We start from the raw sequence: 20,912 nt of genomic DNA, 5'->3' as shown, positions 1-20,912 counted from the left end.
CTCTGTAAAGCCCTACCGATACGGCCGGCAGAGCGCCCGGTGGCGTTTATTGCTTGATCGCAGAGGGTTGCCGTAAGTTTGCTCGCTTTGTTCAGGAGCAACCTCTGTATGACTCGCACGCCGTCTAAAAAAACCTCTCAGCGACGCAGCCATTGGGAGCTGCTGCAAATCAAGGTGGGGGTGGTTGCCAGCCTGCTCTCCCTTGTCGGCCTGTTGTGCGTGGGCGGCTGGACGGTCTGGGTGACTTACTACGTTAAGCAGGACTCACAACTGAGCGCGCTCCTGATCAAGGAATTGCAGTTGAAAACCGAATTGAGCGCGCATGTAGGGGCAACCTTGGCGACTCACCTGAAGCCTACCGAAGGGGGTTCCAGCTTGTTGGAAGTAGGCGTCACGCTGTCCAACAGTGGCAACGACATTGCCAGGCTGAACCTTGATCGGCGGGTTTTATCGATCATCAAAGTCCAGCGTTTCGAGGCAGGCCTGCCGGTTTATGGGCCCGCCTGGGACGTAGCAACGGCCCGGTACGATGGTCTGAGCTCGACGTTGTGGGTCTTTCCTTACCTGGATATCGGCCCGTCTGAGTCCTATGAACTCAAGTACGTCGTTAAACTCGATGAGCCAGGTTTGTACCTGGTGCGCTTTCTTTCGCGGATGAAAAGCGACCATATCGAACGGCATAAACTCAAAATGAGTACACCGTCGATCATTGAGTATTCAACCGGAGCCGACGCATTTATCACAGTGCCCAAGGGGGCATGAGATTCTTGTATTTAAGGCCGAGAGACTGGTAAGTATGGCGTCGACTATTTTGGCGGCGCGGCGACCTTGCTGCAAACAGCCCTCGCGGACGCGGCGGGTGACGGCGCAGACGTGGCGCTGTCGCTGAACGTGGTGGCATGGAACAGCGCGATTGCCGGCAGTGGCGTGGTGGGCGGCGTACTGCTCGATACCTGGGGCGTTGCCTCATTTCCCTGGGCGATGGCGTTGTTGGTCGCGCTGTCGTTTGCGATTGCCTGGCGCGCGCGGACCCATGCGTTCAAGCCAGGCGCGCGCGGGGCGGGCAAGCCCGCCGTGGAGGGGCATTGACAGGGTTGCTGAAAAACGCGTGAAGCGGCCGCACTAAAATGCCTTGCGAGGGTCAATAAACCTCGCAAGATCATCCACTTGGCTCCGCCAGCGGAGCCTGCCGCTTACTCCCTTTCAAAGAAGTCATGCATGCACCTGCGCAAAATTGCAGTCGGGCTGTCAGCCCTTGTTTTGCTTTCCACCGGGGCAGATGCCCGTGGTTTGTTCGACCTTATCAAGCCACCCGCCCAGGCACACACCTCACGCGCAGGCTCGACCAGCCAGCGCGCGGCCCTCGACCTCTATTCCAGCAAGCAACAGCAACCCACGTTCGCCAGCTGCGCCGATCTGTTCCCCGGTGCCACACCGATCAACACCGCCACCGTGCCCAGCACCATGAAACCCATGGCGTTGTGTTCCGATAATTTTGCGGTGCTCTACTCGCAAACGAGCAAGACGCCGCTGGTGGTGGTCGAGCGCTTGAACGCCGCGCAGCTCAGGAACGCCAAAGGCGAGGAACGCACCAACCAGTTCTACGCAGACCCGCGCATCCCCAAAGGCGCTCGCGCCGAGTTGAGCGACTACCGCAGTCAGCACCCGGCCGTGGACCGTGGTCATCAGTCCCCGGCAGCCGACGCGCCGAGCGCGAATGCCATGGCGCAATCCTTCGCGCTGTCGAACATGGTGCCGCAAGACCCTACCAACAACCGCAAGATCTGGAGCAAGGTCGAGGCGGATGTGCGCAAGTTTGCCGTGCGTGCCGGCGGCGATGTGTTTGTGTTCACCGGCCCGTTGTTCGACGCGGGCTACAGCACCATCGGCGACAACAAGGTCTGGGTGCCGACGCGCCTGTTCAAGCTGGTGTACGACGCCTCGTCGAAACGTGCCTGGGCCTATGTGCTGCCCAACGCTGAAACGCGCATCCAGAAGCCGATAGACTACGAGACGTTTGTGAAGAGCACTGGCCTCAAGCTGCTGGGCAATCTGCCGGTCACGGGGTCGGTGGGTCGGACTTGATCACCTGCGGCCGATCCAGCTGGCGCTTGATTGTGTAGAGCGCCACGCCCACCGCCAGGATGCCTGACACCGCGCCGACCACCAGCGCCCAGCGCGGGCCCAAGTGGTCGGCGACCCAACCGACGATGGGCGCGCCAATTGGCGTGCCGCCCAAGGCGACGGCGACGCGCAGGGCGATTACCCGGCCACGCATCGCGGGCTCGGTGGTCAGTTGCATCAGGCTGTTGGTGGTGTTGCTGAAGGTCATGGCGCCCACGCCGATGACCACCAGCGCAATCGCGAACGTCCAGTAATTGGGCGCCAGGGCTGCCAGCATGCAGCCAAATCCAAACACTGCCGCACCGGTCAGCAGAGACTTGAACCGGGGTCGCTCGCTGCCCGCGGCAATCAGCGCACCGGCGATGGTGCCGATGGCTAGGGTCGAGGTCAGCAGCCCGTAGCCGCGCGCGTCGGCATGGAACACGGTGACGGCCATGGTCGAGATGAAAATCGGGAAGTTCATGCCGAAGGTGCCGATCAGAAACAGCATCAGCAGGATCGCCTTCAGGTCCGGCCGTGCCCACACGTAACGCATGCCTTCGGTGAGGCTGCCTTTGGTACGCAGCGCGCGCACCTTGGTGTGTTGAGTTGAGACGCGCAGGAAAAACAGCGACGCCAGCACCGCAAAAAAGCTCGATCCATTGAGCAGGAACGCCCAGCCAGTGCCCACTGACGCGATGGTCACGCCGGCCACGGCCGGGCCGATCATGCGCGCCATGTTGAACGAGGTGGAGTTGAGTGCGATGGCGTTGGACAAGTCCTTCTCGCCCACCAGTTCCGCGACGAAAATCTGCCGCACCGGCGCATCGAATGCCGAGGCGCAGCCGGATAAAAATGCAAACACGTACACATGCCACAGCTGCACGAAGCCGGTGATGGTGAAGACGCCCAGCGTCAGCGCCAGCAGGCCCATCACCGCCTGAGTGAAGATCAACAGTTTGCGCTGGTCGTAGTGATCGGCGGCAAACCCGGTCCACGGCAGCAACAACAGTTGCGGCCCGAACTGCAGCGCCATCACGATACCCACCGCGGCGGCGTTGTGCGGCGTGAGCTGAGTCAGCACCAGCCAGTCCTGGGCGGTGCGTTGCATCCAGGTGCCGACGTTGGACACCAGCGCGCCGGCGGCCCAGATGCGGTAGTTGGGGCTGCGCAGGGAACGGAACGTGCCGAGGAAACTCATGACGGCTTCAGTTCCCCCGGTTGTCGAGCAACTCGATGATGGCTTGCGCCGTGCCCGATTCGCCCAGCTTGGGGAACACGTGCTGCAGGCTGTAGGCGTGGGCCTCGGGGCTGACGTCGGTCATGGCATCGATGGCCAGGGTCACGTTGAAGCCGAATTCATACGCCTGCCGCGCGGTGGCCTCGACGCCGGTGCCGGTGACAACGCCAGTGATCACCACTTGCGTGACATTGAGCGCCTTCAACTGCGCTTCAAGGTCCGTGTTGGCGAAGGCGCCCCAACTGCGTTTGGTCACCAGAATGTCGCTGGGCTGCTGGCCGAGTTGCGCAATCAAATCGGCCCAATCGGCTGGCAGCTCAGTGCTGCGACGCGGCCGCTCGGTGCGTCCCGGCGCAAAGCCGCTGACATTCACCAGCACCACCGGCAGCCCGCGTTCGCGGAAGGCGTCAAGCAGTGCACGCGACCGCTCTATCACCTCGCCAATGGGATGAATAAAAGGGTAACCCACGATGCCGTGTTGCAGGTCCACGATGATCAGGGCGGTTGTTGCATCCAGCGAGGTGACAGCCATGCTATTTCCTCAATCGGGTGATTCAAAAGTCGGCGAGGCGCTCCAGCAGTTTCACCGCAGCGGCGAGTTCATGTTGTTCCTGGGGTGACAGCTGTTCTTGCAGCGCGTGCAGCAGCCAATCGTCTTTGGCGGCGCGGCTTTGGGTCAGGTGTTTGCGCAAGGTGGGCGTCAGTTCGATCAGCGTCTGCCGGCCATCGGATGGGTCCGGCTTGCCGCTGACGGCTTGCATTGCCTCAAGCCCGGCCACGGTGATGCGCATCGACTGCGGCCGCACACTTTCAGCGCGGGCGAGGGCGGACACGGTCGTCGGGCCATCGCGGTCCAGGCGCAGCAACACCGACTTTTGCGCGGTGGTGAAATCATCGGGGTGAGTCTGTTCGCGCAGGCGGCGGATCAGCTTGCCCAGTGAGATGCGCAGTTCGGCGGCCAGGGTGGCGGTGCCAGGAGAAGAGTCGGTCATGCCTTAACCGTAGCACCCGTGCAGGAAAACTCTACAGTTTAGCTGTATAAATTTTTCTTCATAAAGGCTACTTGTTGTGGCGAGCGGGCTTCCTGTGGCGAGCGGGCTTGCCCCGCGTTGGGCTGCGAAGCAGCCCCAGTTCGGTTAACGCGATTTTCCATTAAGACCTCGCTGGCAGGTTTTAGGGCCGCTTCGCGCCCCAGCGCGGGGCAAGCCCGCTCGTCACAGGAAGCCCGCTGGCCAAAATAAGCGAGCGCACCACACCACGGCCCTCGGTTTATACTCGCCCCCATTGCAAACCTTCAAACTCAAACAACCCGAGATCCCCGATGAGTACCTCTCTCTCCCTTGCCCCCGCGCGCAAACCCATCGCGCCGCTGCTGGCGTTTATCATCCTGGTGGCGGGCGCGGTGTTCCTGCAAAGCAGTGTCGGCTCACGCCAGGTGCTGTTGCTGGTGGTCGGCGCGGCACTGGGTTTGACCCTGTATCACGCCGCCTTTGGCTTTACCTCGGCCTGGCGCGTGTTCATCAATGATCGGCGTGGCGCCGGCTTGCGAGCGCAGATGGTGATGCTGGCGGTGGCGGTCGTGCTGTTTTTCCCGGCGCTGGGGGCAGGCACGCTGTTGGGTCAGCCGGTGGTCGGGCTGGTGGCGCCGGCCGGCGTGTCGGTGGTGTTTGGCGCGTTTATCTTCGGCATCGGCATGCAGCTGGGCGGCGGTTGTGCCTCGGGCACGTTGTTCACGGTGGGCGGCGGCAATGCGCGCATGTTGGTGACGTTGTTCTTCTTCATTTGCGGGTCGTTGATCGCCACCCACCATGTTGATTGGTGGTTTGCACTGCCGGCGTTTCCGGCGGTGTCCATCGTCAAAAGCTTCGGCGTCGTACCAGCGCTGCTCTTGAGCCTGGCGGTGTTCGCGATCATTGCAGCCGTCACCGTGCGCCTGGAGAAGGACCGTCATGGCCAACTGGAAGAAGGCGTGACCAGCGAGCACACCGGCCTGCGCCGTTTCCTGCGCGGGCCGTGGCCCTTGGTATGGGGCGCGATTGGTTTGGCGCTGCTCAACTACGCCACCCTGGCGCTGGCCGGGCGGCCGTGGGGCATTACCTCGGCGTTCGCGCTGTGGGGCGCCAAGGTCGCCAGCGGTTTGGGTGTGGACGTGGCCAGCTGGGTGTTCTGGCAGGTGCCGGGCAATGCCAAGGCCCTGGCCGCACCGGTGTGGGAAGACATCACCAGCGTGATGGACATCGGCATCGTCCTCGGTGCGCTGCTGGCGGCCGGCCTGGCCGGGCGTTTTGCGCCAAGCCTGAAAATCCCCGCGCGCTCGCTGGTGGCGGCGGTGATCGGTGGCTTGTTGCTGGGTTACGGTTCGCGCCTGGCGTACGGTTGCAATATCGGCGCGTACTTCAGCGGCATCGCCTCAGGCAGCCTGCATGGCTGGGTATGGTTGGTGGCGGCGTTTATCGGTAACGGCGTGGGCGTGCGGTTGCGTCCCTTCTTCTTTGCGGGCGAGCGGCCGCAGGTGGCGTTGAGCGGCTGCTGAGCGAACCAGTGAGGTATGCGGCATGATTCGAGAACTGAGGACCTTCGTCAGCGCCGCGCGGCGCGGCACTTTTGCCGCTGCCGGCCAGCAGGTGGGGCTGACGCAATCGGCCGTGAGCGCGCAGATCAAGCACCTTGAAGACGCGCTGGGGGTGAAGCTGTTCGACCGCACCGGCCGCTCGGCCACCCTCAACTCGGCAGGGCAGCGTGCGGTGCCACTGGCGGAGGAAATCCTCGATATTTTCTCGCGCATGGGCACGCCCGACAGGGCCAACAACTTCCACGGTTCGTTGCGCATCGGCGCCATCGGCAGTGTGCAGACCGGCATCCTGCCCAAGGCACTGGTGGCCCTCAAACAGCGTGCGCCGTTCATTGAAGTCAACCTGGTGCCGGGGGTTTCGCTGAACCTGCTCAGCCAGGTCGATGCCGGTGAACTGGACCTGGCGATCATGATTCGCCCGCCGTTCAACCTGCCAAAGGAGCTGAATGTCGAGGTCATCGCCCGCGAGCCTTTTGTGCTGATCACCGCCAAGGACGTGCCGGGCGATGACCCGTTGCAGATCCTGCGCGAGCAGCCGTTTGTGCGATACGACCGGGGCTCGTTCGGTGGCCGCCAGGTCACGCAGTTTCTCAAGGAGCAAAAGATCCAGACGCAGCAGGCGCTGGAGCTTGATGAGTTGGACGCCATCGTCAAGATGGTCCGCAGCGGCCTCGGCGTGTCCCTGGTGCCACTGGCCGGCTTGTGGCTGGAACACGGCAGCGACGTGCGGGTTTTGCGATTGGACGAGCTGACTTTCCATCGCGAAATCGTCTTGCTCACCAAGTACACCCAGCGCCAACTGCCGCTCTTCGCGTTATTCAGGGCGTGCATCATGGAAGTGCTCGGTGCGCCGAAGTAGGGCGCGAGCATCGAAAAAATTGAGGCTCAGGACGAAAGATATGCGCTTTATCGCACGGTCTTTCTGGTGAAGAATCGGGTTCTGAATAACAGAACCCGCAGGTAGCCACCGTGAGCCTTTCGCCCTTTCATTTAGCTATTCCCGTCTACGACCTCGCCGCCGCCCGCCACTTCTACGGCGACGTGTTTGGCCTTCGCGAAGGTCGCTCCAGCGCGCAGTGGGTCGATTTCGACTTTTACGGTCACCAGTTGGTCATCCACGAACACCCCAAGACTCAATCCCAGGAGTCGGTGCACTCCAACCCTGTCGATGGTCACGACGTACCGGTCCCGCATTTCGGCATCATCCTGCACTGGGACCAATGGGAAGCCCTGGCCGATCGGCTCAGAGCGCGTGAAACCCGGTTTGTGATCGAACCCTACATCCGCTTTCAGGGCCAGGTCGGCGAGCAAGCCACCATGTTCCTGTTTGACCCGTGCGGCAACGCGCTGGAGTTCAAGGCGTTCAAGGACATGAGCCAGTTGTTCGCCAAGTAGTTGTCATCCGCGCGACCGTCGCCACCCGAGCGACGGCGTCAATAAGACGTGAAGCTGCATGCCTGCCGCATGAGAGAAGTGACGTGATGTCTGACGTTGACTGTGATTTTCGGCCTGTGCGTGCCGAACGGCACTGGCAGTTCGAGCCGTGTGGCGACAGCTGCATCGTGGTGGTGTTTGCAACGCTGTTCAGCGCGCAGGCCAACCGCCGTGCCGTGGCGTTCAGTGCCACGCTGCATGACCTGTTGGCGCGTGGGCTGCTTGGCGGCGTGACCGATGTGATCCCGGCGATGGTGTCCGTGGGCGTGCATTATGCCCCGCCTATCATCGCCAGGCTGTACCCCGGATCAGTGCCCTACGACGCAATTGCCCAGGTGTTGGAAAACGCCCTGACTCAACAGCACCACCTGGCGCGCATCACGCCAAAGCGCCTGGAAATCCCGGTGTGCTATGAGGGCGACTACGCGCCGGATCTGCTGGACATCGCCAACGCCTGCGCCATCACACCCAGCGAAGTCATCGCCGCACACAGCGGGCAGTGGGTCGATGTGCTGATGGTCGGTTTCGCACCGGGCCATCCCTATATCGGCATGCACGAGCCTGCGCTGAAACTGGCGCGCCGCGCCGTACCGCGCACGCTAGTCACGCGCGGCAGTGTCGGCCTGGCCAATTGTCAAAGCGTGATTTACCCCGCTGATTTGCCGGGTGGCTGGAGCATTGTGGGCCGCACACCGTTGCCGATGTTTTCGCCGGTCAATCAGCCGCCTTGCCTGTTGAGCGGTGGCGATCAGGTGCGCTTCGTGCCCATCACCGCCCGTGAATTTGAACAACTGGCCGGAGCGCAGCGATGACCATCAAAGTGATCAGGCCCGGTCTGTTTTCCACCTTTCAAGACACCGGCCGCGTGGGCTTCCAGCATTGGGGCGTGCCGGTCAACGGCGCCATGGACCAGGACGCGCATGCGCTGGCCAACCTGTTGGTGGGCAACCCGACCACTGCTGCAACCCTGGAAATCACCCTTCAAGGCCCGGTCTTGTGCTTTCAGGCACAGGCGCTGATCGCCCTGGCCGGGGCTGACCTGGGCGCGCGCCTGGACGGTGTTGCGCTGCAACCCGGGCACGCCGTGCGCGTCAAACCGGGCGCGATGCTTGGCTTCGAGAAGCGTGAGTACGGCGCGCGGGCCTATCTGGCCGTGGCCGGCGGTTATCTGCTCACGCCGGTGATGAACAGCGCCAGCACGTATAGCCGGGGAGGGTTTGGCGGGCTGTCGGGGCGCGCACTGCAAGCCGGCGATGTGATCCCCATTTGCTCATCGTTCGCAAACCCCGTGCGGTTGAATATTCCTGCGGGCTGGCGGCTTGGCGCGCCGACACGTCCAGCTTCCATTCGGGTGCTGCCGGGGCGCGAATGGGCCGACTTCACCGAAACGGCTCGCCATGACTTCCTGCATGAGCCCTATCAGCTGACCGCTGCCTCGGATCGCATGGGGTATCGATTGGACGGCGCTGCGCTGGACCTGACGCAGCCCCGTCAGCTGCTGTCCGAAAGCGTGGCATTCGGCACCGTGCAAGTGCCCGCCGGCGGTCAGCCGATTGTGCTGATGGCCGACCGGCAAACCACCGGTGGCTACCCGCGTATCGCCCAGGTGGCCAGTGTGGATTTACCCAAGCTGGCGCAACTGTTGCCCGGCGATGACATTCGATTCTCGCTGATTGATTTACCCACGGCTCAAGCGTTGTTCGTGGCGCGTGCACACGCGCTGCAACGACTGGAGGCCGCCCACTGAGCAAAAGCCGTCGCTACCCATAATAAAAACAGGAGCGCTAGATGATTAAGCCCACGTTCAAACTTTTAACTGTCGAGCATTAAAACCCCTCGCAACCTGACGGGTTTACTTCTGGGTGGAACTGTCCACCTCAATAACTCAAATGACCAACGGTCAGAGTGGAAGGTGTTTATGTCTCGCGTGATCGCTACTCCCATCCCATCGCCGCGTTTGGGCGAATTCGACAAGACCGCTGACAGCAGCGCCACCAGGATCGCCAAGCGGGCAGCCATCGCTGCCGCGACGGGCACTGCGGTGGAGTATTACGAGTTCGGTGTGTACGGCTTTATGGCGACGATTATCGCGCCGTTGTTTTTTCCCAGTGATAACGCCGCCGCCGCGCTGCTGGCCACGTTGGCGGTGTTTGGCAGTGCGTTCTTGATCCGGCCTTTGGGCGGCATTCTGCTCGGGCGGCTGGCGGACCGCATCGGTCGGCGCAAAGTATTGCTGAGCACCGTCATCGGAATGGGCACCGCGACCGCGATGATCGGGCTGTTGCCGACGGCGGCCCACGTGGGGATTGCTGCGCCGATCCTGCTGGTGCTGATCCGGCTGGCGCAGGGCTTTTTCGCCGGCGGTGAGGTGATCGGCGCTGCGGCCTTTCTGGCCGAGTCTTCACCCAAGGGCCGCCGTGGCTTCTACGGTGCCTTCACGCCGGTGGGTGTTGCGATTGGCGGGTCGATGGCAGCGATCATCTGCGGCATCACCACCGGCCTGGTCGATGCACAGCAGCTGCAAGCCTGGGCCTGGCGTATCCCGTTTTTCCTGGCGATTCCGTTGGTGATCTTCTCGTGCATCATGCGCCACAACGTCGAGGAGACGCCTGAGTTCAAAGCCTTTCTCGCCGTGGAAAAGCCGCCCACCGCGCCGGTCAAGGAGGTGCTCACGCAGAACCTGCCGGCGGTGCTGCGCGTGGTGGTGTTCGCCTTTGCACAGAACGCCGGCTACTACATCGGCCTGGTGTTCATGAACATCTACCTGACCACCTACTTGCATTTCGAGAAGTCCAAGATCTACTGGGTCATCGCTGGCGTCAGCCTGTGCATGGCCGCGCTGATGCCGTTCTGGGGCGGGCTGTCGGATCGCATCGGGCGCAAGAAAGCCCTGGCCATCGGCTTTGTCGGTTATGCGGTGCTGGTTATTCCGATGATGGTGTTGATGAACAACAGCAGCCTGTTCATCGCGGTCCTGGCGTTTTTTGTGGCGACGCTGCCGATGCCGGTGATCCAGTCGGTGGGCTACCCGACCTATGCCGAGCAGTTTCCCACTCGGGTTCGTTACACCGGCATGGCCATCAGCATCAATCTGGGCGCCATCCTGGGCGGCGGGATCACGCCTTATATCGTCACATCACTGATCGGCTCGACCGGCAATTTGCTGATCCCGGGGTTTTTCATGGCCGGCGCGGCGGTCTGTGCGTTGATTGCCCTGACCACCCTGCGTGAAACCTCGCAAGGTGCTTTGCGTCGCTGACAATGGATGTCCGAATACGTCCTCAAGTGGTCCGGCACGTGCCTGTTGCTCACCTGCCGCACTGCCTAGTATGGCTGCATCATTCATTGAACTGCACGCCAACAGGACACCTCATGAGCCGCAAAGCCCTTATTGTTATTGATGCCCAGCATTCGTTCCGCCATTCAAGCTACTGGTCCGAAAATGACCTGCCGGGTTACTTGGAAAAGCAGCAGGCCCTCATTGATGGGTGTGTTCAACAGGGCATCCCGGTGATACAAGTCTTCCATGTGGAAGACCAGGGGCATTTTTCGCTGGCCTCGGGCAATGTTCGGGCATTGGGCGAATTGTCGATCAACCCTGACCGGGTCATTCACAAGCGCTTTCACAGCGCCTTCGCCGGCACGCCCTTGGCGGCGTGGCTCACGGAAATGGGAGTGACCACAGTGATCATCAGCGGCATTCGCACCGAACAGTGCTGTGAAACCACCACGCGGCAGGCGTCGGACAGTGGCCTGGGTGTGGATTTTGTCAGCGAAGCGACGTTGACCTTCCCGATGACCCACGCGCGCAGCGGCCGGGTCTATACCGCAGCCGAAATACGCGAGCGTACGGAGTTGGTGCTGGAAGGCCGCTTTGCGCGCATCGTCACGGTTGCCCAGGCATTGGAGAATTGACCCCGTGAGCGTGCCGGTGCTGTTTGTGCTACTGCCCAACGTGCTGATGCTGGACCTGGCCGGTCCCGCCGAAGTGCTGCGCCTGGCCGCTCAGGTCGAGGACTCGACGGCCGTTGAGTTCGACTTGAAGTACGTCAGCCCGGTTGAAACGCTGCAAACGTCCATCGGCTTGCCCCTGACCGGGTTGGCGCCGCTTCCGCCAACCCTGGCGCCGGGCACGCTGGTGGTATTGGTGGGCTCCACGTCGAAGGTCAGCAAGGCGGGTCTGCAGGCATTTGACTCGGCCAGCAGCGTGCTGACCCAGTGGCTGCAAGCGGTGTTCGCGCCGTCTGGCGAGAAACTGGTCTGCGTCTGTGCGGGCGCCTTGAGCGCCGCCCGCGCCGGGCTGCTGGACGGACGCCAATGCACCACGCACCACGCGCTGTGCGCCTCTTTGCAAACCCTGGCGCCCAAGGCTCGAGTATTGGAAAACCGCTTGTACGTCACCGATGGCAACATCAGTTGCAGCGCTGGCGTCACTGCCGGCATCGACCTGATGCTGCATTGGGTTGCAGAGCTGGCCGGGCCGCGACTGGCCTGCGCGGTTGCGCGGGACATGGTGGTGTACATGCGCCGCAGCGGTGCCGATCCACAGCTGTCGGCCTGGATCGCCGGGCGCAATCACCTGCATCCCGCCGTGCATCGGGTGCAGGACGCCGTCGCCGCAGCCCCGTGTGAGCCGTGGACCGTCACGCGTATGGCCAGCCTGGCCTGCACCAGCAGCCGGCACCTGGCGCGACTGTTTCACGAACACGTCGGCATCAGTCCGCTGGATTATCTGCACACCCTGCGTTTAACCGTGGCGCGTGAATTACTGGTCGAGTCGACCCTGGACATGGAAACCGTCGCCGAGCGCGCGGGCTTTGGTTCGGCGCGGCACCTGCGACGTATCTGGGGCAAATATGAAGCGGGGACGCCTTCAGCTGGGCGTGTCGGTGGCGGTGGTTGACGCTTGATCGGCCTGCGCTTCGAGTTTGGCGCGGTCGGCTTTGCTGATGTATTTATCTTTGCTCTTGGGGGCCAATTTGGCGCTGGCCTTTTTCGCTTTGGCCTTGAAGAGCTGCTGCAGTTTTTTCTGGCGGTTCATGGTGTGCTACTCAGCGGCTAATTGATCGCATGATATCAGCTTGAGGCAGTGCGTCAGGCCCCGGCCTTGTGGAGTCAACATATGCTCAGGTTCATCGTTGGCGTTGCCAGTCTGGTGTTGTTATCGGTGCTACCGGCCGCCCACGCCGGCGACGCCTTCTACATCAATCCCGAATCGAACGCTGCCCAGTGGGTAAAACACAACCCGCAGGCGCCCGACGCGGCAACCATCCGTGTGGCCATTGCCCAGGTGCCGAGTGCCCTGTGGCTGACCGGAAGCAGCCAGGGCAGCGATCAACTCGAGCCGCGTGTGCACCGCTACGTATCCGCCGCCGCCACGGCCCGCGCCACACCGATTCTGGTCGCCTACAACCTGCCGCACCGTGACTGCAGCGGCGGCGCCTCTGCAGGCGGCGCGGCCGATGCGGCAGCGTATCGCGCCTGGATCGACCACCTGATCAACGGCGTTGGCCGCAAACCGGCGATCATCGTCCTGGAACCCGACGCCTTGCCGGACATGCAGTGCCTCAGCCAATCTCAGCGAGACGAGCGCCTGGCGCTGTTCAACTACGCAGTCTCAGGTTTCAAGCAACGCGCGCCCCAGGCGGATGTGTACCTGGACGCCGGTAACGCGCACTGGAAGCCCGCCGCGCAGATGGCCGATGCCCTGCATGCGGCCGGGGTAAAAAACGCGCGCGGTTTTGCGCTGAACGTCTCCAATTTCTACACGCTCGATCAATCCCGTGACTACGCCGACCGGATCAACGCCAGGCTCTTTGCCAATCACGCCTACACAAAGGCCGTGGTTGTCGACACCAGCCGCAACGGCAACGGCGCCGTCCGTGGCGACTGGTGCAACCCGCCTGCGCGCAAGCTGGGCATGCTGCCGCGCGTCGTCACGCCCAACCTGCTGGCGCTGTGGATCAAGCTGCCGGGCAACTCGGACGGCGCCTCTTCGCCCATCGCCGACTGCCATGGTGGGCCGGCGGCCGGCACGTTCAGCGCGCCGTTGGCGCTGCGGTTGATCGAGGGCAAATAAACCCCTCTGCGTGACCCCGGTGCTGTTGGCGAACGCGCAACGGCCCTCGCCACAACGGAACGTCTTGGCATCTGGGTCGCTTTTCAGCGCCGATCTGTGCATTGAATCACCGGGTGTTTTGCCAATAATCAGGCCGGGTATTCAGCGCAAACGGAAGCCATTTGATGAGCACGCATACCCGCACCCAACGCACCACCGTCCCGCAACTGGTCGCGATGAAAGGCCAGCAGAAAATCGTCTCCCTGACGGCGTACTCCAGCACCATCGCCAAGCTGATCGACCCGTTGGTCGACTTCATTCTGGTCGGTGATTCCACGGCCATGGTCGGCTATGGCCGGCCTTCAACCTTGAGCATGCAGCTCGAAGAAATCATCGGCCACACTCGCACAGTGGTCGATAGCACGCGCCTGGCCTGTGTCATCGCCGACATGCCGTTTGGCAGCTACCAGGAATCCCACGCGCAGGCGTTTCGCAACTGCGCCCAGGTGTTGGCGCGCACCGGCTGCGATGCGGTCAAGCTGGAAGCCAACCAGGCCCTGGCCAGCACGGTTGAGTTTCTGGTGGCGCGCGGCATTCCGGTGATGGCCCATGCGGGGCTGATGCCGCAGTTTGTGAATGTGATGGGCGGCTTCAAGGCGCAGGGCCTCACGATTCAAACCGCTGCGGTGATCGCTGAAGATGCGCATGCCAACCTGGAGGCGGGCGCTTTCAGCCTGCTGCTGGAAGGCGTGGCTGAAGGTGTGGCCCGGCAGATCACCCAGGACGCGAAAATGCCGACGATCGGCATCGGCGCCTCGCCCGCCTGCGACGGCCAGGTGTTGGTCACCGAAGACGTGCTGGGCCTGGGCGGTGAGCACCTGCCACGTTTCGTCAAACAGTACGCGGATGTCGGCGCGGTGATTCGCGATGCCTGCGAGCGCTTTACCGATGACGTACGCCACGGGCGATTCCCCGAGGCGCGGCATTGCTACGGGCTTTGACGCATCGCCTGGGCCAACAGATTTACGGCCTGGGCGATATCCTTGCCCCAGTCGAGGGTGTAGCTCAGGCGTAGGTGATGGCGCCAGGCACCTTGCTGACTGAACAGCTCGCCTGGCGCAATGACGATGCGCTCGGCGCGCAGACGCTCGAATACCCTGCGCATGTCGACGGCGGGCGAAGCCTCAAGCCAGAAACTCGCGCCGCCGTGGGGGCGGCGTACCTGCCACTGATCGTGTTCGCTCAGCAGCGCGCCGAGTTGGGTCATGCGCTCCCGCAGCAGCGCCCGCAGCGCTTTCAAATGTGGGTCGATGCGCTTGGACGTGAACAGTTTGGTGATCGCCTTCTGACGGATAGGCGACAGGCGGAACCCGCGCTTGAGAAACTCTCGCTGCAACTGCGGGCCTTGCCCGCGACTCAGGACGTACCCATAGGGCGCTTCCGAGCCGATGACTTTGTCGAAGGTCGAAAACACCAACAGCTTCTGCGGGTCGGCAAAGTCGCGATAGCGCGCCGGTTGCGGCTCGAAGCCACCGTGCCGGCGAGGTCCAGCGCGTTGAGCGCTGCGTCCAACACCGCGTGCAAGTCCGCGCCGATAAACACATGGTCGGCCTGCCAGTAACGGTCGGTGGACTGGGTGTAGCGCTCGGCCAGTGCGGCACGCAATTCGGGCTCGCCGAACGGCAGGTACAGCGGCGCCAGCGAGCGCGGGTGTTGGCGAGTGAGTTCACGCTCGAGCATCAGCAGCGGGTTTTCCAGCGACAGCAGCATCGCCGGGGCATCGCTGCTCAGCGCCAGCATCCCGGGCTGGCGGGCCGTGGCAAACACCTGGTCGAGCAGGCTTGATGTGCCTTCAGTCAATAACGGCGCAGGTAGCGATCGGGTGAAGTAGCCGAATTTGGCTTTGGCGTAGATCCGCCCTTGATCTTCAAGCAGCGCGTAGGCGTACTTGGTGGTCGACACCGACACACCCAGGCGCTCGGCCAGTTGGCGCAGAGACGGCAGTTTGCGTTCGCCGTCTGGCGGGCCGGCGTCGATCAACTCGACCAGGTAGCGGTACACCGCCTGATAGGCGAAAGCGCTGTGTTTAGTTCTATCCATGACCACTCGCGCTACTCGACTAGGTTAAACGGGGAATACATCGGGGTTGGGGCCGGTCCAGTATTACTCAAGGCGATGTGATACGGAACTCAACGGCAGCCCCCATGATCAAGCTGTACACCCTTAAGGTTCCTGACGAGCGCGCGCGCGCCGCTGTGCTTATCGGATTGCCAGATTTGAGCCGAAGCAGGAAATCATGGATGCTGCTGTCGGTTCGTTCACGGGCCGTACGATGCGTTCGGGCCTGATACTTTCATGTCGACCAGGAAAACCACACCATGCAAACCACGCCGCCCGATGGATTACCTGTTTACCGGCTACTGACGGGCAAGGATGACGCCGCGTTTTGTCACCGTGTCTCTGAAGCCCTTGCGCTGGGTTATCAGTTATATGGCTCGCCAGCGGCCACCTTCAACGGCGAGTACGTCGTGGTGGCTCAGGCCATTGTTTGGGGGCCTGGTAAGTAGGCACGTTTGCCCTGTCAGGTCAGCCCCTCGGCGACGTCCCTGGCCAACGCCAAAAACGCCCGCGCCGCCGCCGGCTGATAACCCCCTTTGCGCTGCATCAACACGGCGGTGCGCTGCAACCGCTGCGGCCCCAGCTCAATCGCCACCAACTGCGGGTGCGCCCGTGCAATCGCCGCCGGCAACAGTGTCGACAGCGTGGTCCGGCGTACCACCTCAATCAGCGCGCCAATCACATTGGCCTCCATCACCACGCGTGGGCGAATGCCGTGCGTGCTGCAATAGCGGTCAATCTGCTCGCGGGTGGCGAATTCCTTGCCCAGCAAAATCAGTGATTCGCCATTCAACGCCTCCAGCCCAATAACCCGTTCCTTAGCCCGCGGGTGCTGCTTGCCGACGACCAGCGCAAGGGTTTCGACCAGCAGGGGCGTGGCGTCGATGTCGGGCGCGTGCACCTCATCAAACGCAATCCCCACATCCAGTTCGTCCGCCAGCAGGAGGTTTTCCATCTGTTCCTGGGCGACCTCACGCACATTCAGCGTGATGTTTGGATAGCGGGCGTGAAAGGCCTCCACCAGCGGCCCCACCAGGTAGGTGGTGAACGTCGGCGTGACGGCAATCCGCAACGTCCCGCGGCTCAGATCGCCCACGTCATGGATCGCGCGCTTGCCTTGCTGCAGTTCCTGAGCCGCCCGCAGCGCATAGCGCAGGTACACCTCACCGGCATCGGTCAGGCGCGTCTGGCGGCCGGATCGATCAAACAACTGGGCACCGAGGCTCTCCTCCAACTGCCGCACTTGCTGGGACAGCGCCGGTTGCGAGACATGCAGGGCCGCCGCCGCTTTGGTAAAGCCTTGGTGTTCTGCGACGGCCAAGAAGTACTGGATATGGCGTGCCAGCATGTTTGTACTCATAAGATTATCTAATGTGCTGGATCATATATGAGACTTTTACCTTATTGCACGGGCTCCGTAACCTTTGCTCCATCGCATCGCGATTCAAAGGAGTTACCCATGCAAGACATCATCGACGGTTTCCTGAAATTCCAGCGCAGTGCCTTCCCCGAGCGCGCCGGCCTGTTCAAAGACCTGGCCAACCAGCAGAGCCCACGGGCGCTTTTTATCTCCTGCTCCGACAGCCGCCTGGTGCCCGAGCTGGTCACGCAGCGTGAGCCGGGCGAGCTGTTTGTCATCCGCAATGCCGGCAATATCGTGCCGTCTTACGGCCCGGAGCCGGGCGGTGTGTCGGCGTCAGTGGAGTACGCCGTGGCGGCCTTGCAGGTCCGCGACATCGTGATCTGCGGGCATTCCGATTGCGGCGCCATGACCGCCATCGCCACCTGCAAATGCCTGGACCACATGCCCGCCGTGGCCAGCTGGCTGCGCTACGCCGACTCCGGCCGGGTGGTCAACGAGGCTCGCCAGCATGTCGACCAGCACGCCAAAGTCGCCTCCATGGTCCGCGAAAATGTGATCGCGCAATTGGCCAATATCCAGACGCACCCCTCGGTACGCCTGGCCCTCGAAGAGAAGCGCGTGACCCTGCATGGCTGGGTCTACGACATCGAAAGCGGCTGCATCCAGGCCTTCGATAGCCGCACCGGCACCTTTGTGCCACTGGCCGATTACCCTGCCTGATACACCGAGGTGTCTGCATCGCAGCGGTGCGTCGATCCGACAAGCCAGCTCGCACAGTTGATTGTTGGCGCTTTCCTCATCAGCCGTTTCACCCACAGTTTTAACCACGGAGATAACCCCATGATCCAGTCACAAATCAGCCAGAACACTCGCCTTGCCCTGACCGACGTCATCCTGCTGGCCAAGGCCCGCAAAGACCTGTCGTTCGCCCAGATCGCCGAAGGCACCGGCCTGCACGAAGCCTTTGTCACCGCCGCCTTGCTCGGCCAACACCCACTGCCGGCCGACGCCGCCCAAACCGTTGCCGACACCCTGGGCCTCGACGCGGACGCTGTGCTGCTGCTGCAAACCATCCCCGTGCGCGGCAGCATCGGCAACGGCGTCCCGACCGACCCGACCATCTACCGCTTCTACGAAATGATTCAGGTCTACGGCACCACGCTCAAGGCACTGGTTCACGAGAAGTTTGGCGACGGCATCATCAGCGCGATCAACTTCAAGCTGGACGTCAAAAAAGTCGAAGACCCAGACGGTGGCTCGCGCGCGGTGATTACCCTGGATGGTAAGTACTTGCCGACCAAACCGTTCTGATCACGCTTCACATGGCCCGGCGCTGCGAGGTGACCGGGCCACGGCTGTTGCATAGGTTGGGCCAGTGCACCACGCCTAGGTGTTGAGATAAGGCGCGACGGTGTCTTCAAGCAGCTCCATCAGTTCAGGGTCCATGTAGCGAAAGTCATCCGGAATATCCAGGCAGTAAAGCGGCTTGTGTTCAAGCAACCGCGCGTAGTCTGCCTGCAGGCGATGCAGGTGTTTACGCTCCATGACGAAGATCACATCTGCCCATCGAATATCCGCGGCGCCGATGGTTTTGCGCGCATTCGGGCTGGTGCCCGCCGAGCGCGCATTGAAGCCGGGGCGACGGCGCCAGATGGCCTCTGCGGTAGGGCTACGCCACTGGTTGCGGCTGCACACGAAGAGCAGATTGATTGGGCTATTCATTGCCTGTCCACACGTCTTGGTTAAGGGTGAATGGGCCGTGCCAGAAACCCAGTAATCAGCGCCACCACCTGCTGCTGAATCACCGCCCGTGGCCGCGCGTCTTCGCCATCCCGGCAAATCATGCCATCGCCCGGCGAGCTTTCTTCTATCAATGCCATGCCACCCGGCTTGCAGATCGGCATAAAGCTGAAGTGCGTGGCGTCGCTGATCTCCACGTACTGCGTGGAGGGTGTTGGCATGCGCTTGACCATGTCGGCGGATTCCAATTCGGGCGACATGTCCTCGGTTGGCACGCCCCCGGCGATCACCAGCGCTGGCACCGGCAGTGCGGCCAGGCTGGCGCGGGTGAAGCCTCGCGACAAGCCCAGGTCCAGTGACACAACTGCGGTGATGCGTTTGTCGCTCAAGTCAGCGGCCAACTGGGCCTTGCCGGCGGGCGTGGCGGCGGGGTTAATTTGCTGGTAGCCGATGCAGCCGCCCAACTTCGAGTGTTCGGCGCAGTCGCGGCTGAACAGGTCGGGGTCGAAGCGTGCCCCGGCGATTTCCATCACGGTCCAGCCGCCGAGGGAGTGGCCCACCGCAGCAATCCGGGTAGGCGCGACCGCGCCAAATTGCTGCGGCTGAGCCAAGACCGCGTCGATAGCGCGGCTCAGGTCGGCCGGGCGCTGCCACAGTTGCGCGGCGGCTTGCGGGCTGCGGTCTTTGGTGGTGGTGCCGGGGTGATTGACCGCAGCCACGATATAACCCTGGTGCGCCAAGGCACTGGCCAGCCACACCTGTTTACCCCAATTGCCGCCGTAGCCGTGGGACAGCACCACCAACGGATGCTTGCCGGCAGCCGGTGGCGCGTCGGGCACGGCGAGGGCGCCGATGAACACCGCGTTGTCGGCGATCAGCTCGGGTTGGGCTGTGGTGGCGGCGGGGTACCAGACCACCAGTTCCAGCGGGCGCTGGTGTGTGGCATCGGGCAGCGTGGCGGTCTTGAAACCCACCGGGCTTTCGGCCGCGAAGGCGGGCGTGGATAGGCACAGCAGGAACAGGGCGCGCAGCGCGGTTTTCATTGTTTTTATCGTCCTTGATTTGGGTGGCGCATCATTACCTGAAATGCCCTCGCAATGCATCCCCTGCCGGGTCACCTGCAACGCTTGAAACGCGCTTCTACGGCGCTTCGAAACCCTCGTAATCCAGGGAGATCTCATCGTCTTTCGGGTAGCTGACGTACACCACCACCGCGTCGCTGCTGTCGACCAACGCGTAAGGCCATTTACCGTTGGCCTTGCGCATGTGCTCATACAACGGCAGGAAAAAATCCTTGGTCTGACCGCGTGGGTCGTAGGGCGCTTGTACCTGGAAAATCGGGTAACGACCGCCGTTGCATAGCTGGATGCGTTCGAGCTGAAAGTTGTTCTTCTCCAGTAACGTGCGGGTGGGGTGCTGCCACGTGGCCAGGTTGACGTCCTCGCAGTTGTGGGCGGTGGTGGTGTAGAGCGTGGTGTCTTTCAGGGCGGGGAGGGCGTGGGCCAGGCTGGGTAGAAGCAAGAGCAGAAGGGGGAGAAGGCGCGGCATGGCGAGGTTCCGAGAAAGATGGGGTTTGGTTGGCGTGTTTTTACCAGCTTTATAGACGTGAAGCGTTTGGTATCTGGTCGTGAAGAATAGGGTCAGACCACTATTATAAAAGGTGGTCTGACCCCGGTTTTACGTTTTTAACCCGTTTTTACTCTTCGTTTTTACTGGGAGCAGCGCTTCACCCATTTCATGGGGGCGGCAGCAAAACCTGATTTGCGCAGACCCAGACCCGCACGGATGGTTATGATGCTTCGCTGATCAACAGCCCTCACCCACCCTCCTGTGCAGGAAATGCAAAATGAGCATTGATTGGATCAACTTCACGCCTTGGACTTCACTAGGCGCAGGCGCCTTGATCGGGCTGTCCGTCAGCGTGTTTGTTCTCGCCAATGGCCGAGTCGCAGGTATCAGCGGCTTGCTGGGAAGCGTGATGCGGTTTGGCAGTGAGGGCTGGGGCGAGAAAGCGTTGTTTCTTCTTGGCCTGGTGATTGCGCCATTGCTGTGGGAGCTGTTTAGCGTGTTGCCACAGATCGAGATCACGGCACAGTGGCCGGCCTTGTTGATGGCGGGCCTGCTCGTCGGCTTGGGAACCCGGTACGGCTCCGGCTGTACCAGTGGTCACGGCGTGTGTGGGATCTCTCGATTGTCACCCCGCTCCCTGGTGGCGACTGTGTGCTTTATGGCCGCCGGCTTTGCAACGGTGTACCTCATCCGTCATGTGCTGGGGGTTTGAAGC

Annotated in this window: 24 protein-coding genes and 2 pseudogenes; 17 read left to right on the top strand and 9 right to left on the bottom strand. The window is 62.3% G+C overall.

Translation table 11 applies throughout. The annotated features are described in order from the left end of the window. Window positions 1–108: 108 nt before the first annotated feature. The 3 genes and pseudogenes from L8K08_RS07210 (at window position 109) to L8K08_RS07200 (ending at window position 2,085) form a co-directional block, all read left to right on the top strand. Complete coding sequence (locus tag L8K08_RS07210; protein WP_242195426.1) at window positions 109–762, top strand: hypothetical protein; 654 nt, start codon at window positions 109–111, stop codon at window positions 760–762. Between the two features lie 48 nt (window positions 763–810). Next, a pseudogene (locus tag L8K08_RS07205) lies at window positions 811–1,089 on the top strand (MFS transporter); the annotation flags it as partial. 129 nt (window positions 1,090–1,218) lie between these two features. After that, window positions 1,219–2,085, top strand: a complete 867-nt coding sequence (locus L8K08_RS07200; RefSeq protein WP_242195423.1) for a DNA/RNA non-specific endonuclease — start codon at window positions 1,219–1,221, stop codon at window positions 2,083–2,085. On the opposite strand, the gene L8K08_RS07195 is transcribed toward L8K08_RS07200, so the two are convergent. The 3 genes from L8K08_RS07195 to L8K08_RS07185 are packed head-to-tail and all read right to left on the bottom strand — an operon-like array spanning window position 2,060 to window position 4,335. Further along, on the bottom strand, window positions 2,060–3,304 hold the full coding sequence (locus tag L8K08_RS07195; protein ID WP_242195420.1) for an MFS transporter: 1,245 nt from the start codon (window positions 3,302–3,304) through the stop codon (window positions 2,060–2,062). The genes L8K08_RS07200 and L8K08_RS07195 overlap by 26 nt on opposite strands. Before the next feature lie 7 nt (window positions 3,305–3,311). Beyond that, entirely contained in the window at window positions 3,312–3,875 is a 564-nt protein-coding gene (locus L8K08_RS07190; protein ID WP_242195415.1) for an isochorismatase family protein, read from the bottom strand. Between the two features lie 22 nt (window positions 3,876–3,897). Further along, entirely contained in the window at window positions 3,898–4,335 is a 438-nt protein-coding gene (locus L8K08_RS07185; protein ID WP_145158711.1) for a MarR family transcriptional regulator, read from the bottom strand. Window positions 4,336–4,664: 329 nt separating this feature from the next. On the opposite strand from L8K08_RS07185, the gene L8K08_RS07180 reads away from it, so the two are divergent. The 8 genes from L8K08_RS07180 (at window position 4,665) to L8K08_RS07145 (ending at window position 12,252) form a co-directional block, all read left to right on the top strand. Continuing rightward, window positions 4,665–5,876, top strand: a complete 1,212-nt coding sequence (locus tag L8K08_RS07180) for a YeeE/YedE family protein (protein ID WP_242195412.1) — start codon at window positions 4,665–4,667, stop codon at window positions 5,874–5,876. A 22-nt stretch (window positions 5,877–5,898) separates the two neighbouring features. Next, window positions 5,899–6,774 (top strand): LysR family transcriptional regulator, encoded by an 876-nt coding sequence (locus L8K08_RS07175; protein ID WP_242195409.1) that lies wholly within the window; start codon window positions 5,899–5,901, stop codon window positions 6,772–6,774. 110 nt (window positions 6,775–6,884) lie between these two features. Further along, window positions 6,885–7,310 (top strand): VOC family protein, encoded by a 426-nt coding sequence (locus L8K08_RS07170; protein WP_242195406.1) that lies wholly within the window; start codon window positions 6,885–6,887, stop codon window positions 7,308–7,310. A gap of 86 nt (window positions 7,311–7,396) precedes the next feature. Beyond that, on the top strand, window positions 7,397–8,161 hold the full coding sequence (locus L8K08_RS07165; protein ID WP_242195403.1) for an allophanate hydrolase subunit 1: 765 nt from the start codon (window positions 7,397–7,399) through the stop codon (window positions 8,159–8,161). Beyond that, window positions 8,158–9,096, top strand: coding sequence for a biotin-dependent carboxyltransferase family protein (locus L8K08_RS07160; RefSeq protein WP_242195401.1), 939 nt, complete (start codon window positions 8,158–8,160; stop codon window positions 9,094–9,096). Before L8K08_RS07165 ends, L8K08_RS07160 begins: the two co-directional genes overlap by 4 nt. 171 nt (window positions 9,097–9,267) lie before the next feature. After that, window positions 9,268–10,608: an MFS transporter gene (locus tag L8K08_RS07155; RefSeq protein WP_106576583.1), complete on the top strand. Its 1,341-nt coding sequence runs from the start codon at window positions 9,268–9,270 to the stop codon at window positions 10,606–10,608. A gap of 113 nt (window positions 10,609–10,721) precedes the next feature. Next, window positions 10,722–11,264 carry an isochorismatase family protein gene (locus L8K08_RS07150; protein WP_242195398.1) on the top strand — a complete coding sequence of 181 codons (543 nt, stop codon included), beginning with the start codon at window positions 10,722–10,724 and terminating at the stop codon, window positions 11,262–11,264. Between the two features lie 4 nt (window positions 11,265–11,268). After that, complete coding sequence (locus L8K08_RS07145) at window positions 11,269–12,252, top strand: helix-turn-helix domain-containing protein (protein WP_242195396.1); 984 nt, start codon at window positions 11,269–11,271, stop codon at window positions 12,250–12,252. On the opposite strand, the gene L8K08_RS07140 is transcribed toward L8K08_RS07145, so the two are convergent. Beyond that, a complete protein-coding gene (locus L8K08_RS07140) occupies window positions 12,223–12,390 on the bottom strand; it encodes a DUF2986 domain-containing protein (protein ID WP_145158695.1) in 168 nt (55 codons plus the stop codon). The genes L8K08_RS07145 and L8K08_RS07140 overlap by 30 nt on opposite strands. Window positions 12,391–12,471: 81 nt before the next feature. On the opposite strand from L8K08_RS07140, the gene L8K08_RS07135 reads away from it, so the two are divergent. Beyond that, the gene (locus L8K08_RS07135; protein ID WP_242195395.1) at window positions 12,472–13,428 is read left to right on the top strand and encodes a glycoside hydrolase family 6 protein; all 957 of its coding nucleotides are present in this window, start codon (window positions 12,472–12,474) and stop codon (window positions 13,426–13,428) included. Between the two features lie 164 nt (window positions 13,429–13,592). Next, window positions 13,593–14,408, top strand: a complete 816-nt coding sequence (gene panB, locus L8K08_RS07130; RefSeq protein WP_242195392.1) for a 3-methyl-2-oxobutanoate hydroxymethyltransferase — start codon at window positions 13,593–13,595, stop codon at window positions 14,406–14,408. Here the strand turns inward: panB and L8K08_RS07125 are convergent. Then, window positions 14,396–15,507: pseudogene (locus tag L8K08_RS07125) on the bottom strand (GntR family transcriptional regulator). The gene panB and the pseudogene L8K08_RS07125 sit on opposite strands and share 13 nt — an antisense overlap. A 278-nt stretch (window positions 15,508–15,785) precedes the next feature. On the opposite strand from L8K08_RS07125, the gene L8K08_RS07120 reads away from it, so the two are divergent. Next, complete coding sequence (locus L8K08_RS07120; RefSeq protein ID WP_242195389.1) at window positions 15,786–15,974, top strand: DUF1737 domain-containing protein; 189 nt, start codon at window positions 15,786–15,788, stop codon at window positions 15,972–15,974. Between the two features lie 14 nt (window positions 15,975–15,988). Here L8K08_RS07120 and cynR read toward each other — a convergent pair whose 3' ends face one another. After that, window positions 15,989–16,873 carry a transcriptional regulator CynR gene (gene cynR, locus L8K08_RS07115; RefSeq protein ID WP_242195386.1) on the bottom strand — a complete coding sequence of 295 codons (885 nt, stop codon included), beginning with the start codon at window positions 16,871–16,873 and terminating at the stop codon, window positions 15,989–15,991. Between the two features lie 111 nt (window positions 16,874–16,984). On the opposite strand from cynR, the gene L8K08_RS07110 reads away from it, so the two are divergent. After that, complete coding sequence (locus tag L8K08_RS07110; RefSeq protein WP_242195382.1) at window positions 16,985–17,608, top strand: carbonic anhydrase; 624 nt, start codon at window positions 16,985–16,987, stop codon at window positions 17,606–17,608. A gap of 120 nt (window positions 17,609–17,728) precedes the next feature. Further along, on the top strand, window positions 17,729–18,199 hold the full coding sequence (gene cynS, locus L8K08_RS07105) for a cyanase (RefSeq protein WP_242195379.1): 471 nt from the start codon (window positions 17,729–17,731) through the stop codon (window positions 18,197–18,199). 75 nt (window positions 18,200–18,274) lie between these two features. Here the strand turns inward: cynS and L8K08_RS07100 are convergent, their stop codons facing one another. From L8K08_RS07100 to L8K08_RS07090, 3 genes are all read right to left on the bottom strand, one after another. Continuing rightward, entirely contained in the window at window positions 18,275–18,610 is a 336-nt protein-coding gene (locus L8K08_RS07100) for a phosphotyrosine protein phosphatase (protein ID WP_145158679.1), read from the bottom strand. A 20-nt stretch (window positions 18,611–18,630) separates the two neighbouring features. Continuing rightward, entirely contained in the window at window positions 18,631–19,671 is a 1,041-nt protein-coding gene (locus L8K08_RS07095; protein WP_242195377.1) for an alpha/beta fold hydrolase, read from the bottom strand. A 97-nt stretch (window positions 19,672–19,768) separates the two neighbouring features. Beyond that, entirely contained in the window at window positions 19,769–20,176 is a 408-nt protein-coding gene (locus L8K08_RS07090) for a hypothetical protein (RefSeq protein ID WP_242195376.1), read from the bottom strand. A 298-nt stretch (window positions 20,177–20,474) separates the two neighbouring features. Between L8K08_RS07090 and L8K08_RS07085 the strand changes: the two genes are divergently transcribed. Further along, complete coding sequence (locus L8K08_RS07085; RefSeq protein WP_242195375.1) at window positions 20,475–20,909, top strand: YeeE/YedE family protein; 435 nt, start codon at window positions 20,475–20,477, stop codon at window positions 20,907–20,909. Window positions 20,910–20,912 lie beyond the last annotated feature (3 nt).

It is taken from the genome of Pseudomonas sp. TREG-RG-20F-10-E-6-01 (assembly GCF_022662455.1).
In the GTDB taxonomy this organism is placed as follows: domain Bacteria; phylum Pseudomonadota; class Gammaproteobacteria; order Pseudomonadales; family Pseudomonadaceae; genus Aquipseudomonas.
Note: the sequence above shows the minus strand (reverse complement) of the source record. Positions and strands in the feature narration are given on the sequence as shown.

What these genes read in the sequence shown, in the direction of transcription:
- L8K08_RS07210 (WP_242195426.1), top strand. Translation starts at nt 109, where the DNA reads ATGACTCGCACGCCGTCTAAAAAAACCTCTCAGCGACGCAGCCATTGG.
- L8K08_RS07200 (WP_242195423.1), top strand. Translation starts at nt 1,219, where the DNA reads ATGCACCTGCGCAAAATTGCAGTCGGGCTGTCAGCCCTTGTTTTGCTT.
- L8K08_RS07195 (WP_242195420.1), bottom strand. Translation starts at nt 3,304, where the DNA reads ATGAGTTTCCTCGGCACGTTCCGTTCCCTGCGCAGCCCCAACTACCGC.
- L8K08_RS07190 (WP_242195415.1), bottom strand. Translation starts at nt 3,875, where the DNA reads ATGGCTGTCACCTCGCTGGATGCAACAACCGCCCTGATCATCGTGGAC.
- L8K08_RS07185 (WP_145158711.1), bottom strand. Translation starts at nt 4,335, where the DNA reads ATGACCGACTCTTCTCCTGGCACCGCCACCCTGGCCGCCGAACTGCGC.
- L8K08_RS07180 (WP_242195412.1), top strand. Translation starts at nt 4,665, where the DNA reads ATGAGTACCTCTCTCTCCCTTGCCCCCGCGCGCAAACCCATCGCGCCG.
- L8K08_RS07175 (WP_242195409.1), top strand. Translation starts at nt 5,899, where the DNA reads ATGATTCGAGAACTGAGGACCTTCGTCAGCGCCGCGCGGCGCGGCACT.
- L8K08_RS07165 (WP_242195403.1), top strand. Translation starts at nt 7,397, where the DNA reads ATGTCTGACGTTGACTGTGATTTTCGGCCTGTGCGTGCCGAACGGCAC.
- L8K08_RS07160 (WP_242195401.1), top strand. Translation starts at nt 8,158, where the DNA reads ATGACCATCAAAGTGATCAGGCCCGGTCTGTTTTCCACCTTTCAAGAC.
- L8K08_RS07155 (WP_106576583.1), top strand. Translation starts at nt 9,268, where the DNA reads ATGTCTCGCGTGATCGCTACTCCCATCCCATCGCCGCGTTTGGGCGAA.
- L8K08_RS07150 (WP_242195398.1), top strand. Translation starts at nt 10,722, where the DNA reads ATGAGCCGCAAAGCCCTTATTGTTATTGATGCCCAGCATTCGTTCCGC.
- L8K08_RS07140 (WP_145158695.1), bottom strand. Translation starts at nt 12,390, where the DNA reads ATGAACCGCCAGAAAAAACTGCAGCAGCTCTTCAAGGCCAAAGCGAAA.
- L8K08_RS07135 (WP_242195395.1), top strand. Translation starts at nt 12,472, where the DNA reads ATGCTCAGGTTCATCGTTGGCGTTGCCAGTCTGGTGTTGTTATCGGTG.
- panB (WP_242195392.1), top strand. Translation starts at nt 13,593, where the DNA reads ATGAGCACGCATACCCGCACCCAACGCACCACCGTCCCGCAACTGGTC.
- L8K08_RS07120 (WP_242195389.1), top strand. Translation starts at nt 15,786, where the DNA reads ATGCAAACCACGCCGCCCGATGGATTACCTGTTTACCGGCTACTGACG.
- cynR (WP_242195386.1), bottom strand. Translation starts at nt 16,873, where the DNA reads ATGCTGGCACGCCATATCCAGTACTTCTTGGCCGTCGCAGAACACCAA.
- L8K08_RS07110 (WP_242195382.1), top strand. Translation starts at nt 16,985, where the DNA reads ATGCAAGACATCATCGACGGTTTCCTGAAATTCCAGCGCAGTGCCTTC.
- cynS (WP_242195379.1), top strand. Translation starts at nt 17,729, where the DNA reads ATGATCCAGTCACAAATCAGCCAGAACACTCGCCTTGCCCTGACCGAC.
- L8K08_RS07100 (WP_145158679.1), bottom strand. Translation starts at nt 18,610, where the DNA reads ATGAATAGCCCAATCAATCTGCTCTTCGTGTGCAGCCGCAACCAGTGG.
- L8K08_RS07095 (WP_242195377.1), bottom strand. Translation starts at nt 19,671, where the DNA reads ATGAAAACCGCGCTGCGCGCCCTGTTCCTGCTGTGCCTATCCACGCCC.
- L8K08_RS07090 (WP_242195376.1), bottom strand. Translation starts at nt 20,176, where the DNA reads ATGCCGCGCCTTCTCCCCCTTCTGCTCTTGCTTCTACCCAGCCTGGCC.
- L8K08_RS07085 (WP_242195375.1), top strand. Translation starts at nt 20,475, where the DNA reads ATGAGCATTGATTGGATCAACTTCACGCCTTGGACTTCACTAGGCGCA.